Below are 13,584 nucleotides of genomic sequence, written 5' to 3'. Positions count from 1 at the left end.
CATGGAAAAACGTGAAGAACTCTACCGCGGCAAAGCCAAATCGGTTTACAAGACCGATGACGCTGACCGCTTGATCCTGCTGTTTCGCAACGACACCTCGGCGTTCGACGGCAAGCGCATCGAGCAGCTCGACCGCAAAGGCATGGTGAACAACAAGTTCAACGCCTTCATCATGCAGAAACTCGAAGCAGCCGGCGTGCCGACTCAATTCGACAAACTGCTGGGCGACAACGAATGCCTGGTGAAGAAGCTCGACATGATCCCGGTCGAGTGCGTCGTGCGTAACTACGCCGCCGGCAGCCTGGTCAAACGCCTGGGCGTTGAAGAGGGCATGAAGCTCAACCCTTACACCTTCGAACTGTTCCTGAAGGACGACGCCAAGGGCGACCCGTTCATCAACGAATCCCACGTCGTGGCATTCGGTTGGGGCACCGCCGAGCAACTGGTTCGCATGAAAGAACTGTCGCTGAAGGTCAACGAAGTCCTGAGCAAACTGTTCGACGACGCCGGCCTGCTGCTGGTCGACTTCAAGCTTGAGTTCGGCGTTTTCTCCGACGGCTCCATCGTCCTGGGCGACGAGTTCAGCCCGGACGGCTGCCGTCTGTGGGACAAGGCCACCGGCAAGAAAATGGACAAGGACCGCTTCCGTCAGGGCCTCGGTGACGTCATCGAAGCTTACGAAGAAGTCGCCAATCGTCTGGGTGTACCGCTGTAATCGACGCAAGCATCTGATAGCACGGAAAAATTTCGCTTAGGGGGTTCGCTTCCGGCAAAAGTGTTGTTATGATGCGCGCCGTTGGAGAGATGCCAGAGTGGCCGAATGGGACGGATTCGAAATCCGTTGTACCTTCACCGGTACCTAGGGTTCGAATCCCTATCTCTCCGCCATATTTAGCTAGGAAATCAGGCACTTACGGAAAACGTAATGTAAAGAGTTTTTCTAGCAGCAGTAAGGTGATCCCACAGTGATCCCACAAAGCCCGCATGGCGTGATAACGTCTTGCGGGCTTTTTTGTTTTCCGTTGCCAAGGGTAACCAGAGAACCTTAGTCCTGACGGTTTGCCTATTGCTGTCTACCCATCTTTCCCGCCCCGTTTGCCGCAAGCGTCCTCAGAGCGCGTGAGTGAGCTTTTCGGGAAGGTCGGTAACATCAAGCTGGTTCTTGCCCTCCGCGTCTTGGCGGTACGGCTCAGGCGCCAAGATATGGGCTGGCTCTCAAACCCACTGCGGCCCTTGTGGTATCGTTGGGAAATGCCTATCTGATGGGACAAATTGCTCTGCCGGTAGGCCAAACATTTTTCAGTTAGTTAGCTGCAAAGCAGCGCGTTCAGGGCGCGAACCTAAAGAGAACAACGAAGCCTATGAGACCTCCAAAGCAACATGCTGCGAAAACCAAGGATGACATTGCGAGTGCGGAGGCTCAGATTGTTGAGCTATCGAAGCGAATTGAATTCTATCTTACTGAATACTCCATTGAGCTTTTGGCTGCCAAGGTCAAGAATGGCGAATTTGTAGTCCCTCCCTATCAGCGTAGCTTCACATGGGAAGACGACCGAAAATCACGATTTATAGAATCGGTGCTTTTGGGCCTACCAATCCCGTTTCTGTTTTTTTGGGAAATGCCAAACGGTAAGCTGGAAATCGTTGATGGATCACAGCGACTGAGGACCATTGCTGAATTCGTGCATGATGATTTTCGCTTAGGAGAGCTTGAGAGCTTGACGAAGCTTTCAAGTTTTACATTTGCTGAGCTGCCCGAGTCTCGCAAACGGAAAATCAATAATAGGTCGATTCGAGGCATTGTCTTGAATGAGCATGCTGATGAACAAGCACGCTTCGATCTGTTTGAGCGGATTAACACTGGTAGCAAAATCGCAAATCATGCTGAGGTGCGTAGGGGAGCACTGGCAGGTGATTTTATGAGCCTCATTATTGAACTCGCCGTGGACCCTAGGTTGAAAACTCTCGCGCCGGTTTCAACCAAAGATGAGAAGGAAAGGGGGCGGGAAGATCTTGTTACCCGACTTTTTGCTTACGGTGACGGGTTGCAGGGCTACAAAGATCGTCCGGCTGAATTCCTTTTTGGTTACGTCAAAGGTATGAATGAGCGTGTGGCTGCTGACCCTAATCTAATTCAGGAGTATCGCCGTCAATTCGATCAGGTTATGAGTTTTGTTGAGAGGGTATTTCCTTATGGTTTTAGGAAAACTCAGACCGCGAAGGCGACTCCTAGAGCGAGATTCGAAGCAATAGCTATCGGAACAAGATTGGCTCTCAACGACGACCCAACACTCCATAACGCTCAAAACATCGACGTGCAAAGATGGCTGGATAGCGATGAGTTCAAAAGAGTCACTGGGTCTGACGGGGCCAACGCTGTCGCTCGTTTGCGTGAGCGAATTGGTTTTGTGCAGCAGCGATTGTTGGGCAACTGATCATGGAAGAACTGAGAGCTGCTTTCGAAGAGAGATTGGCCGAAGTCGAGGAGTACCTGGAGTTTCTCAAGTTACTGCAAGCCAGCATGCAAGCAGGTCCGCCTAAATTTTCAGGGACGGATCAGGTCATAAATGTCCAGCAGCAAAAAATTCTTTATGCAGGTGTATATTTGCAGCTGTACAACCTCGTCGAGTCGACAATGACGAGATGCATAGATTTTATAGCTCAAAGCGCTTTCAAAGATGCTACGTGGCGACCTAATGATTTAAGCCAGACACTGTTTCGAGAGTGGATACGGTTGACTGCTAGGACTCACACTGAACTCACACCTGAGCATCGATTGGATCATGCTTTAACTCTTTGCAGCTTGTTAGTTTCCGCAAGCCCGCTTACAGAGTTTTCCATCGAAAAAGGTGGTGGTGGGAACTGGGATGATAATGAAATCGAGGCTATGGCCACTCGTTTGGGTTTTCGATTGAATGTCAGTCGAAGGGTTTATAGTGATGTGAAGAGAAAATTTAGAGACGATTTAGGCCCACTTGGTCTAGTCAAAAAACTTAGAAATATGCTCGCGCATGGATCGATTTCTTTTACAGAAAGCGCGGAGGCGGAGACGGTTGTTCGCCTAATAGAGCTAAAGGATAAGACAGCTAATTATTTGAAAGAGGTAATAGTCTGCTTTGGCGGCTATGTCGAAAGATATGAATTCCTTATTCCTGAGCGGCGCCCAGCTTGAACCAGTCAGTTAATTTTAACGCTGTATGCACTCCAGTTATAACCGCAATTGATTTATTTTGTGGCGTGGGCGGTCTTACGCGTGGGCTAATTGATGGTGGTATTTCTGTTACGGCAGGCGTTGATATCGACCCCAATAGCCGATATCCATTCGAAAAAAATAACTCAGCGGTTTTTCTAGAACGTGATATCAGTCAGCTAAAAGGAGACGACCTTAGAGCGTTTTATAATGGCTCTGGGGTCACCCTGTTAGCTGGATGTGCACCTTGTCAGCCATTTTCGACTTACAGCCGAAGTGGGCGAAATAGCCAATATGAAGCACAGTGGCCTTTAGCTTTAGCCTTCGGAAATCTGGTAAATGAGTTGAAGCCGGATTTGGTTGCGATGGAAAATGTGCCGCAGCTTGCGGATCATCCCGTTTTTCAAGATTTTGTAGATAGCCTGATTGGATATCACACATGGTGGGGCGTAGTAGATTGTTCTTTGTATGGGATTCCTCAAACGCGTAAGCGTCTTGTGCTGCTCGCTTCACGATTAGGTGACCAAGATCTGAAGCTGGTACCTACTCATGCTAAGGCGGTTACAGTGAGAGATGTCATTGGGGGGCTGCCTGCATTAACCGCAGGAGGTAAGGATCCTAACGATGCACTTCACTACGCATCCTCACTAAGTGAACTGAATCTTCAGAGGATAGAGGCCTCAGTACCGGGTGGTACTTGGCGAGATTGGCCTGAAGCGTTACAGGCTGCCTGCCACAAAAAGTCTACTGGGGCGACTTATCCTAGCGTCTATGGTCGGATGGAATGGGATAAGCCAGGTCCCACAATAACTACGCAGTGTTTCGGATATGGTAATGGCAGATTTGGTCATCCAGTACAAAATCGGGCGATATCACTTCGAGAGGCAGCAATGCTTCAAACTTTTCCCCAAAACTATCAATTTGTACCTTCAGGTACTCCAATCAGATTCAATAAAATGGGGCGGCTTATTGGTAATGCAGTTCCCGTAAGGCTGGGAGAAGTTATAGCGCAAACATTAGTTTCGCATGTTAATAATTATCGATAAGACAGATTTTTGTTAGATCTAGCAAGAATACAAAAAAGCGGCTACCGGCCGCTTTTTTTAATGTTTACACGCCGCGCCAACAATCTATTTCGCAACTCAGAAGATACAAGCATGAATGAAAGCTCTCAAGGTTATTATTTGCTTTGAGTTTTTTCGGTTTAGAAGTCTACTTGTGAGGGCCGATATATCGATACTTCGTCTTAATTAGTGCGTTTGTCTTTTCAAGATCATATTGATAGGTTCTGAAATGCATTATTCCGCTTCGGAACGCAATTGAAAACGGTAGTGGCAGTTTGTGACGGACCATATCATCACTAATTACCTCTCCGGTCATGTATGCAACAAGATCCTCTCCATGGAATGTCTCTGATTTCCAACTATGATATTCATGGCCTGCGGATATCAATTTTCCGGTAGATATAAAGTTCATTAGTTCATTTGCATGAAATACCTTCACCCCATTTTTAGAAAGTCCAGTTAGGGCTCGATTCGCATTAATTACTCCATAATGGATGTTCTTTATGTTTTTCGGGTTTACTTTTAGATTTTTTAAAAAACTGATCAAGCACTTGGCGATCCTTGAAACGCTCCTGAAATTTCTCAATCTGCGAAAAACCTTTCACTAGATGGGCATATGTGTTTCGCAGTTCAAAATCATTTACGGGGTGATAAGGGTTTTTACATTCGAATAGAAATAAATTCTCGCCGTACACTGCCGCAATATCTATCTCATCGTCACCAAACGGAAAGTCATGCTGAACAGTAAACCCTTGATCGTTCAGAATGTCTGATACGTTTTTGACCATATAGTCATACTTTCCAGAAACAGAAAAATGTACACCCTCATCGATAGCTAAGGATCTACACAAATTTGAATAAGCGAACAATGTAGGCATCACCAGATACCTGTGTTCTATGGTTAGTATGGGCTTGTACTGGAGGTCGATTACCTCATAATCCGTAACTTTATCATTTGTTAGTTTTTCAAGTAAACCCTCACAATCTGCTTGTGACTTGCCAGTAGTATTCTGGAATATCCTTACTAGATCCTTCTTATCAAAAACCGGAAGAACTGAGCGCTTTCTTATTAAATCAGAATTGGAATGTCCTTCTGCCCTCAACTTTTCATACGCTTTTTTATAAATGAAGGCTATAAATCCGAAAAAACGTTGCAGTTTAAATATATCAAAGCAGGCAAAATCTCGGTAAATTTTTGTATCAAATACATCTACATTATAATTTTCATCCATCAAGGCCATAAGCTGCATTTGTTCTTCTTTGAAAGGACGGTCGTGACCGAAAATGTTTGCTTGATGCCCATATTCAACATGAAACGTCTTTAAAACAATTCGTTCAAATGGAGCATTCTTAATGGCATGTACGACACTTTCCGCCTCTTGGCTATCCTTCAGCCAAAACTCATTCAGCATCTCCGCGTAACTTTTTGAATTCGCAGCCTCGTTATAGATTCGGCTTTGCGAATACATTCTCAAGTCAGCTTTCGCATACCCATAGCTCTTAGCGGTTTCGAATTCAACGCTATCAACACTAAAGCTCCTAGTTTCTTCGTCAAACCAAACCCCATAGCCATAGAAGTCGACTTTAATTTCAGCCTCAAGATAATTTATTATTGCAAATGCGGCTTCGAGAAGATTGTGATAAAAGTCGTGACTAATGTTTTCATCAATGCCGTTGCTATCTTTAAGCTTTAAGCCTGAAGTGACTTCTCTATAGATCTGAACTATGTACGAGGCCGAGGTAAGGATGCTTTCTTTGTTGTTATGGAAAAGAATATCCATATAAGGTATTTCGGGGCGCTCATCATAGTGAGATAGCAAATCACTATACTTGGTCTCAGCTATAGAAAGTATTGTTTTGAGAAAATACCGCCTTGAGCTTGCCGCCGTTGCGATTTTATTCTTGAAATCCAATACGTCAGGGGCGAGTTTCAATAAACCATTAACGGATCTAATATAATTTAGCTCATCATCAGCTAAAGTTTGGCTGCGATACAGCTCTTCCAAAAGTTCTTTAGTTAGCTTTGGGTTAAAATTTGTTTTTGATGCCCTAAAAACCCCCTGCTTCCGAGCTTCCGCAATAGGCTTTTCTAAGTTTGTAAAAAATGTAAACCTGAGCATTCCAAATGAAGCGTTATAATCGCGGTTTCGGACATTGTTGAGGAGAATGGCTGTAGCAAACTTCAGAATTTCACGTCGCTTTTTTTCTGAGGTTGGTAGCTTTTCCCGTATTTTTTTTAGTGCTAAGTTGCGTACTTCCGCATCAATATGCTTGTTCGAAAGCACATCAATTTCTTCAGAATATAGATCTAGCATAACCTATCCTTATTTCTACTTTCCGTGTATCGCCATCACTAGGTTCCTTGAATGCTGTCTAGAGACTGCATCAACGCAATAGTGGCCGACCAAAAGGGGTTCTCCAGGGTAGCCGTGCCTGAGTTCAGCTCAGCTGAAAATCCGAGTTTTTCAACAAAATCGGCCGATTTCTGCCTGTCGCAACCGGCGACAATGGCAGCTCTCAGCCGATAATGATTATTAAGTGTGCTGGTCAAATTCGATGCAATCGGTGGTCAGATAGTATGCAAGCAAGTGGTCAGTATCGATGCAATCCGGCGGTCAGGTGAAGTGAAATTTCGCACGCTCTAACCGCTTAAGATAAATCCTCCAAATTCCGAATCATCTCGTGAGGGTCAGCCCCAAGTAGCTGGCAGACCTCTAAAAACTCAATTACATCCAGCCTGCGTTCTCCTCGCTCGTATTTCGAGACGAATGACTGGGGTTTGCTCAAACGCTCTGAGAGCATTGTTTGTGTGAGCCCTGCTTTCTTGCGTGCGTCAAAAAGCTGGGTAAGCAATAGCTGATAGGAGGTTGAATAAGTTGAGGTCACTGGGCGTCGTCGGTTAGTGGGCCGACGTTCTTAATAATCCTAAAAAAGGATTATCCCAAAACGGGTTTTTATGTGATGATCGCGCATGGCCACTATGTGCGAACTGGTCGGCCATCCCATGAATGTTGGCGTTCATACGCGCTGTAGGACGCATAAGGAGCGATTGCATGACCCCCCATCACAGCCCGACCTTGCGAAGCCTTGTGGTTACCGTTGCAATGTCCTTAAGCCTCGCTGCGTTGAGCGCGTGTACCGACGGAAGCAAAGCAGATACAACGCCAGCTAAGAACAGTGGAGTCAGAAACTCTGGACAGCAGACCACCGAGGAACAAGCGGCAGCCAATGAAGCGGTTAAAAAACAGATAGAAGAGGAAAATAGACCTTTAGCTGTTACATTCAAGAACCCCGGTATCGGTATACCGAGCGAGTACCTAAACGCCAGAGATCCAATGGTTCCCTTTCTCTTTTACAACGCCAAGCGCAGTTGGGATGAAGGCGCTGATGATCTCGGAGAGTCAGTTCAAGATCCGATTAAAACTCGGAGCGATAATCCAGAGTTCTACCGTCTCGCTCTGGAGCGCATCTCGACGCAGGACACTTTCAAAAAACGCGAACTGACGGAAAAACTTCATGCACTAACAATGGCCGAAGCAGATAAAGTCAAAAATAAAAGTCTGGTTCAGTTCACGTCCGATGAGTGGGTTAAATTGCCACTTAGTAGTTACGACTTTGTCAAAAAGGGTTTTTCAATCGATAGCTGTCTTCTTTCTGACAAACTTGCATATTCAGAAGAGGAAGAGCGCAACCCTGCGTTATTAGCTAAAGCAGAAAAAATTCGTTGCTATGTGAATCCGGGGCCAAACAATTATTATCTTGGCTTTGCTGGCGGATCGAGTATTTTTTTTGAAGTTGCTGATGAGGCATTGGCAAAAAAAGTTGAGTCAATGCGCGACTCCATTCGTATCACTATTTATGGATACGTCAAAGAAATTCAGCGGGAAAAACTAGGCGGGAATCTGGGCGAGCAACGTTATGTATTGATTGCCCCCCAGCGAGTAGATGTTGTTGATGCAGAAACTCAGTCCACGATACTAACAAAGTCACTGTAATTTAAACTAATTGTTAAAAAGCCTGGAGGTAGTATGGCGTTGGTTATTTTGGATGGAATGATCGAGGAGCTTGGGCTCGCCTCGTATGTTAAAGGTGAGCGCATGTTATCGTTTGTGAAAATAAGCGGGGAGCGCATAAGAAACGTAAGTTGTGATGACTATACAAGGTCATTTCTAAAGGTTGGGGTAAAGGTAAAATTAGCGCTGGTTCGCAGATTTTTCGGAACGCATATTCTTTATGCAATTCGACTTGAAAATGGCGAGGTCATCAACAGAAGTAGGGCATGGCCGATTTTTATAGTTTGCATGTTTGGACTTGCCATCGCATTGTTGATGAGTCCTTTATTTGTCATGATTTTGAAAGCTACGCACTCAATATTAACGTCTCTTTTTGTGTTTATTTTTATTGGCCTCGGCGCGGCGTATTTAATGGTTAGGGATCACTTCAAGGCACGGCTAGCATTTGGTAATTCCTCAAGCTAACTGACCTGGGTTTTATCAAGCTCCACCGGATGCTCAAGAGCCGAAAAAAGAAAACGGTGAGTCAAATGAAAGAAACTAAGTTACTGCTGTTAATCGTCTCCCTCAGCTTGACTCTGTTGTCTGCGGCTGGTTGTTCCGGTCGCCCGGTCAGCGCGGCACAAGCCTCTGCTGTTGCGGATGAACTTGATCCAGCGAACAAAGCCGTTGCGACCGACCTTCGTAACAAGATGGCTGAACATGCTCGATAATATATAAATATATTGTAAAGTGCATAGCCCTGTCTTTTGATAGGGCTATTTATTTGTACGATGGAATAATGGATGAGCATACGAGAAATAATCGCCGATTTGCTAATCAACCATTTCAAGGCATGATTAGCTTTTGGCTTTTAGAGGCAGATTTGAAATCTATCTTGTTAGGGGTGAGCGAGCGGCCTCGTCTGGTCTATTTTTTCGAACTTCCGAACTTGAAGTTTTATCATTGAAGTAATTATTGTTAACTCCAATTTCTTCCAGTGGGGGTAGCTCTTCACCATGAAAGCTTTTTTGCACAGCTTCTGCGATGAGTCTAAAAGACTCGCGGAGTTCATCCATGAGCTTAAGCTGTCGCTCAAAAATATCTTCGACGGTCTTGACGTACTCAACAACATTCAACTCTAGTGAATTATTTATCATTTTCATGCCTCTTATTGTTATTATTATATAGCGTAATTTTCGACGGCTCATCTTAGAGAATAGCTATCACCGTCCTTTTTCTTTGCCGCTTCTATTTGTCGCAATTTGTTGTGTAGTGACCCGAACTCAGATCGCTTTGTGTTAATTATCTTATCGGCCTCAAAATCGCCGCTATCCATACTTCCTCCACCACCTCCAATGTCAGCGGGTGTAGATGGAATAAATAAATAGTCCGATGGGTAAGCTATTGCTGAAGATGTTGGCTGTAAACCATCTCGCTTATCATGGGTTACTTTATTGCCTCCATTGTGAATGTAAATATTGCGAGGCAAATTGCCGAAAGTGCTGCGTTCAAAATCAGGCAGACTTTTGACAGTTGTAAGTGTCGTAGGCTGTTCTGGCTGTAATGCTTTATAGTTTTCTTCGTCTCTAACAGTTGCGAGTATTTTTTTGAAGCGCTTTTCGACAAACGCTCGACGTTCGCTGACTGCCTGTTTATATCTTGCAGCAACTTTAGGTTTTGCAAGATACGTTTCTCTATCAATGCTTTTTCTTGTTGTATTTTTAAACTGAGTATCGCTAGTGAATCCTGCGTCATATATTGAACCTTTGAATTTAAATGCTTTCTCGCTTCCAGGCGGCTTCATTGATATGTAGTTGCTTCCAACACGCGTAATTTCAAATCCAGCTTTTTTTGATAATTCCAATAATCCAGCACGGCTTTCAATAACTCCATCTATTACCGCTTGTATAAAAATGCTGTGCAGTTTCTCACGAGTATATTTCTCTCCATTTGGTAGCCAATCCGGGAGGTTGAGCAATCTTGCCCTTTGTGGATCTCGTGGGTCATCAAGACCGTACTTCACATTTACAAAGTCAACGAAGGCATCCATCTGTTCGAATTTCTTCTTACCCGGTGGTGCAGGGTTCCAAGCTCTATCCGCCTCATAATTGCAGCGGGGGGTGACGTAGTGCATCTCAAGTCGACCGAGGTGCATCTGGGCAACAATCAGAATGTGCCGGTGTTCTTCCTTGATGCCCGCGAAGAGCATGTCCTTAAAGCGTAAGGTGATGTCGTAGACAGCTTCGTGGAAGTGAGTTCCCTCCAAAGCCTGAAGGCGTTCTGTGTCCGCCTTAGTGAATGACAAGACGCCGCTGGTGTATTTGTGAACGTAAGGCAGGGCGTCAATCATTTGAATCATCGTCTGCGGATCGCCCTCAATGACCTCAGGCAACGGGTCACGCTTGTACCAAAGACCGAGCTGCTTGTCGTATGCCTGTTCGTCCAGGAAGTACCCAACAGGCCCTGCACCAGCTCCGGTGCCGTATTTACTAAAGCCGTGCAGCATCGCCAGACTCCCCCAGTACAGCGCGACTGAGCTTCAGCATCTCGCCTTCGATTGTAGTCAGACCCTGAAGTATGAAGTCGGTGTCTGATGCCGCTTTGTGATAATTGCAGTGCCTGGCAATCGTGTTGAGCTGAGCGCCAAGCTTATTGACGGCAGCCGTTAACTTCAGAATCTCGGCCGTCTTTTCTGGTTTGGACGAAACCGTAATCCTGATACTCGAGTGCAGTGCGCTTTGGATTAGTAGCTGAGAGACGGACATGTACGCCTCCGCCGCCTTTTTCTTGAGGATTTGCTTTAGCTCTGACGTTACTCGGATCTCAATCCGCTCAGACGTGTTGCGACTTTCAATTTTCATGGTTCACCCGTTTTTATTGTTTTTATAGGGGTATGGGGAATCCCCATTTGTAGGGGTTCTAGGGTGAAACCCTAGCGAGGCATCACGAATCGTACGCAGTACGGGCAGTGAGTAGCCTTGTTCCAGTCCTGATCTGGATGTATATCCAGTATATCATGAAATCATGCCTGGATAGGCTTTCGCTATTGTCAATGGTATTGACAATAGGATAAATCTATATAAAAACCATTTTTTAATGCTAAAAAGTTATTTGGCATGTCGAAAATCGAATCCTATAGTCCAGTTGACGAATCAGCCGATATAGAGAGGAATGGACATATTTCATGCCAGAAAAAATTCTGCTTTTTAAGCCCAGAGTAAGATTGCACGATACGAATAAAGGCAAATCCCTGATACGACCTCTAATAGCCATATATATGCGAGGAAGAAAAGCTGGTCTCTCGGGGGCGTCACATCTGGAAGATATTATATTTTTTAATAAAGGCTATGATTTTCCAGAGCATCGGCGCGTTTTCTTCGCTGGATTTCAAGACGGCAGTATAGAGCGATGGTCATCAGTTTAAACAATGGGTTATCACGCCAGAACCCATTAGGACACTAAATACCGACGCCGTCGAATCTAGCCAGCCTGGAACCTAAATAGATCGGGTTCGAAAAGAGAGATGGAAAAAATTAGGAATTTTTAATTCCGAAGGTTTGTCCATCATGTTGGCGTACGTCTATTCCCCTTTGCCCGCTTAAACGCTCACTACATCTAAAGTTTAACACTATCGGCGAAAGCCATGCCCGAGGAAGCAACATGCAAAACGAAAGCAATAATAAGGTTGTAGACGTGTCAAGCCAAGAACTGCTGAACTCTTCTGTACTCCTTACTCTTACTGACATGGGGTTCACAGAAGCAATTAGCGAGAAAATCATTGTGATGATGTCCGATGAAGAGAAGTGTATCCTTATGGAAAGGCACATGCATTCTCTACTACGGGAGGTTTTTCGACTGTAGGGACATGTCGCTTATAATTGGCTTCAGAGATTTAAGAGGCTATACCGGGTTTCGCTTCGCTCTCCCCTTGGTCATATTCCGACGCAATGCGTCGGGTATGCTTTTTTCAAATTTTTTTGGTACCCCGTAAAGGGGGGAGAGTTTGAGAGGGGGGATCATACCTGACATTTACTATATATATGAGGGTATGGCAAATGTCGGTAGTGTAAGAGTCGGCCTTAGAGTCCATGTTTATTTAACATGGCTATATAGCATCTCCCGACCTTTTTTTGTTTTTAACAATTTTCCACTTAGAACCAGTTCATCAATTTTTCGTTCGGCCTGTCTATCCCTTATCTCCAATGATGCCTCGATGAAGTTTTTAAGCGCGGCTTTTGTGATTGTTGTCTGATCTTTAAAAATCTCTCCGAGTATAAGTTGACTCTTGTTTTTTTCATCGGCAGCTATTTTGGTTACCTTGATAAATCCTAATCCGTCTCCTTTTAGCCATATCTTCCCTGGGTCATCAATTGCTCGGGTCGAGAAAAGTAAACTGTAACTTTTCATTTTTGAGTTTTCGAGTGCAAGAGCCATTACCCCGTCAGCCTCGCCGTGTATACTGGATGCTCCTCTTAAAGATTTAGCCCCACCATTACCATAGATTTCCTTTCTGGCGTGGTGTACCACGATATGTGCGGCACCGCAGCTTAGCAATCGAATATTTTGCATGACTTGAGTCATAGCAATATTGTTGTTCTCGTCGGCGGAATGCATTCTCGCTAAGACGTCCCAGATCACTAGGTCAGGTTTTAGAGTTTCTACGATATTTTTTATTAAATTACAGTGGTTTGTTGAGTTCACATCAATAATCTTGTGATCGCTACATTTGTAGAAAGACTTATTCATGATAAGTTTTTCTCTATCGTTTTTGTAAAAATCCAAAACTCGATGTGCAGAAATTCTAGGGCTCAACTCAAAGTCAACGTATAAAACTCTCTGTTTTCTGGGGCATTTGAAATCCAAGAATGAAGCGCCCTCACTGGCGCTAAGTGCTAACTGCAACGCTAGTCTTGATTTACCTGCTTTAGGCGCGCCCGAGATAATCCACTGCTCACCTTTTTCAATGAGGTTTTCAAATATCCATTCTGCATTTTGCTCTGAATGTTCAATGATTGCTCTGGTTCCGCAGCGATCCTGTAATAGTCTCATCTCTAGATTCATAAGATTCTCCATTTACAGGCTCTCCATCCATGTTTCTATTTCTATTTCAAGCCATCTGCTTGCGTACCCTATTTTTCGCTGCTTAGGAAAGGTTCCATTTTTGATTCTTGTGTAAATTGTTCTTCGCGATAGTCCTACCTTTTCTGAAACTTGGGAGAATTTAAGTAAACGATTTGACATGATGTATTCCTTGTTTGTTAGGTTGTTGGGCTATCCTATATCGGCTTGTATGTGGTTGTAAAATTAGAGATTTTTAATAAAAGTTCGGTGAAAG

At 44.6% G+C, this 13,584-nt stretch carries 14 protein-coding genes and 1 tRNA gene; 8 read left to right on the top strand and 7 right to left on the bottom strand.

Features of this window, described 5'->3' with window-relative positions:
- Window position 1: 1 nt before the first annotated feature.
- From purC to PMI36_RS30910, 5 genes are all read left to right on the top strand, one after another.
- Complete coding sequence (purC, locus tag PMI36_RS06830) at window positions 2-715, top strand: phosphoribosylaminoimidazolesuccinocarboxamide synthase (protein WP_007898671.1); 714 nt, start codon at window positions 2-4, stop codon at window positions 713-715.
- Window positions 716-798: 83 nt separating this feature from the next.
- Window positions 799-888, top strand: a tRNA-Ser gene (locus tag PMI36_RS06835).
- A 473-nt stretch (window positions 889-1,361) separates the two neighbouring features.
- Window positions 1,362-2,435: a DUF262 domain-containing protein gene (locus tag PMI36_RS0129820; protein WP_032830587.1), complete on the top strand. Its 1,074-nt coding sequence runs from the start codon at window positions 1,362-1,364 to the stop codon at window positions 2,433-2,435.
- 2 nt (window positions 2,436-2,437) lie between these two features.
- Window positions 2,438-3,172, top strand: a complete 735-nt coding sequence (locus PMI36_RS06840; protein ID WP_008074455.1) for an MAE_28990/MAE_18760 family HEPN-like nuclease — start codon at window positions 2,438-2,440, stop codon at window positions 3,170-3,172.
- Window positions 3,169-4,236 carry a DNA cytosine methyltransferase gene (locus PMI36_RS30910; RefSeq protein ID WP_008074453.1) on the top strand — a complete coding sequence of 356 codons (1,068 nt, stop codon included), beginning with the start codon at window positions 3,169-3,171 and terminating at the stop codon, window positions 4,234-4,236. Before PMI36_RS06840 ends, PMI36_RS30910 begins: the two co-directional genes overlap by 4 nt.
- Before the next feature lie 494 nt (window positions 4,237-4,730).
- Here PMI36_RS30910 and PMI36_RS06845 read toward each other — a convergent pair whose 3' ends face one another.
- On the bottom strand, window positions 4,731-6,569 hold the full coding sequence (locus tag PMI36_RS06845; RefSeq protein WP_008074444.1) for a hypothetical protein: 1,839 nt from the start codon (window positions 6,567-6,569) through the stop codon (window positions 4,731-4,733).
- A gap of 334 nt (window positions 6,570-6,903) precedes the next feature.
- Window positions 6,904-7,140, bottom strand: coding sequence for a helix-turn-helix domain-containing protein (locus tag PMI36_RS30905; protein ID WP_081499295.1), 237 nt, complete (start codon window positions 7,138-7,140; stop codon window positions 6,904-6,906).
- 167 nt (window positions 7,141-7,307) lie between these two features.
- Between PMI36_RS30905 and PMI36_RS06850 the strand changes: the two genes are divergently transcribed.
- The 3 genes from PMI36_RS06850 to PMI36_RS31545 all read left to right on the top strand — a co-directional run bounded on the left by PMI36_RS06850 (window position 7,308) and on the right by PMI36_RS31545 (window position 8,980).
- The gene (locus tag PMI36_RS06850; protein WP_008074443.1) at window positions 7,308-8,249 is read left to right on the top strand and encodes a hypothetical protein; all 942 of its coding nucleotides are present in this window, start codon (window positions 7,308-7,310) and stop codon (window positions 8,247-8,249) included.
- A 33-nt stretch (window positions 8,250-8,282) separates the two neighbouring features.
- On the top strand, window positions 8,283-8,732 hold the full coding sequence (locus PMI36_RS06855; protein WP_008074442.1) for a hypothetical protein: 450 nt from the start codon (window positions 8,283-8,285) through the stop codon (window positions 8,730-8,732).
- Window positions 8,733-8,797: 65 nt separating this feature from the next.
- The gene (locus tag PMI36_RS31545; protein ID WP_157214973.1) at window positions 8,798-8,980 is read left to right on the top strand and encodes a hypothetical protein; all 183 of its coding nucleotides are present in this window, start codon (window positions 8,798-8,800) and stop codon (window positions 8,978-8,980) included.
- 159 nt (window positions 8,981-9,139) lie between these two features.
- Here PMI36_RS31545 and PMI36_RS06860 read toward each other — a convergent pair whose 3' ends face one another.
- The 5 genes from PMI36_RS06860 to PMI36_RS30900 all read right to left on the bottom strand — a co-directional run bounded on the left by PMI36_RS06860 (window position 9,140) and on the right by PMI36_RS30900 (window position 13,490).
- The gene (locus PMI36_RS06860; RefSeq protein ID WP_157214972.1) at window positions 9,140-9,412 is read right to left on the bottom strand and encodes a hypothetical protein; all 273 of its coding nucleotides are present in this window, start codon (window positions 9,410-9,412) and stop codon (window positions 9,140-9,142) included.
- A gap of 41 nt (window positions 9,413-9,453) precedes the next feature.
- Window positions 9,454-10,755, bottom strand: coding sequence for a hypothetical protein (locus PMI36_RS06865; RefSeq protein ID WP_008074440.1), 1,302 nt, complete (start codon window positions 10,753-10,755; stop codon window positions 9,454-9,456).
- Window positions 10,739-11,110 (bottom strand): plasmid mobilization protein, encoded by a 372-nt coding sequence (locus PMI36_RS0129815; protein WP_032830585.1) that lies wholly within the window; start codon window positions 11,108-11,110, stop codon window positions 10,739-10,741. Before PMI36_RS0129815 ends, PMI36_RS06865 begins: the two co-directional genes overlap by 17 nt.
- 1,231 nt (window positions 11,111-12,341) lie before the next feature.
- A complete protein-coding gene (locus PMI36_RS06875; RefSeq protein ID WP_157214971.1) occupies window positions 12,342-13,310 on the bottom strand; it encodes an AAA family ATPase in 969 nt (322 codons plus the stop codon).
- Between the two features lie 12 nt (window positions 13,311-13,322).
- Window positions 13,323-13,490, bottom strand: coding sequence for a helix-turn-helix transcriptional regulator (locus PMI36_RS30900; RefSeq protein ID WP_081499294.1), 168 nt, complete (start codon window positions 13,488-13,490; stop codon window positions 13,323-13,325).
- Window positions 13,491-13,584 lie beyond the last annotated feature (94 nt).

This window comes from Pseudomonas sp. GM79, assembly GCF_000282495.1.
Taxonomy (GTDB): domain Bacteria; phylum Pseudomonadota; class Gammaproteobacteria; order Pseudomonadales; family Pseudomonadaceae; genus Aquipseudomonas.
The sequence above is the reverse complement of the archived record's forward strand: the minus strand, read 5'-3'. Positions and strand labels throughout refer to the sequence as shown.

Bases quoted from the DNA above. Each gene is read 5' to 3' on its own strand.
- PMI36_RS06845 (WP_008074444.1), bottom strand. From the start codon at position 6,569: ATGCTAGATCTATATTCTGAAGAAATTGATGTGCTTTCGAACAAGCAT.
- PMI36_RS31545 (WP_157214973.1), top strand. From the start codon at position 8,798: ATGAAAGAAACTAAGTTACTGCTGTTAATCGTCTCCCTCAGCTTGACT.
- purC (WP_007898671.1), top strand. From the start codon at position 2: ATGGAAAAACGTGAAGAACTCTACCGCGGCAAAGCCAAATCGGTTTAC.
- PMI36_RS06875 (WP_157214971.1), bottom strand. From the start codon at position 13,310: ATGAATCTAGAGATGAGACTATTACAGGATCGCTGCGGAACCAGAGCA.
- PMI36_RS30900 (WP_081499294.1), bottom strand. From the start codon at position 13,490: ATGTCAAATCGTTTACTTAAATTCTCCCAAGTTTCAGAAAAGGTAGGA.
- PMI36_RS06865 (WP_008074440.1), bottom strand. From the start codon at position 10,755: ATGCTGCACGGCTTTAGTAAATACGGCACCGGAGCTGGTGCAGGGCCT.
- PMI36_RS06860 (WP_157214972.1), bottom strand. From the start codon at position 9,412: ATGAAAATGATAAATAATTCACTAGAGTTGAATGTTGTTGAGTACGTC.
- PMI36_RS06850 (WP_008074443.1), top strand. From the start codon at position 7,308: ATGACCCCCCATCACAGCCCGACCTTGCGAAGCCTTGTGGTTACCGTT.
- PMI36_RS06855 (WP_008074442.1), top strand. From the start codon at position 8,283: ATGGCGTTGGTTATTTTGGATGGAATGATCGAGGAGCTTGGGCTCGCC.
- PMI36_RS0129815 (WP_032830585.1), bottom strand. From the start codon at position 11,110: ATGAAAATTGAAAGTCGCAACACGTCTGAGCGGATTGAGATCCGAGTA.
- PMI36_RS06840 (WP_008074455.1), top strand. From the start codon at position 2,438: ATGGAAGAACTGAGAGCTGCTTTCGAAGAGAGATTGGCCGAAGTCGAG.
- PMI36_RS0129820 (WP_032830587.1), top strand. From the start codon at position 1,362: ATGAGACCTCCAAAGCAACATGCTGCGAAAACCAAGGATGACATTGCG.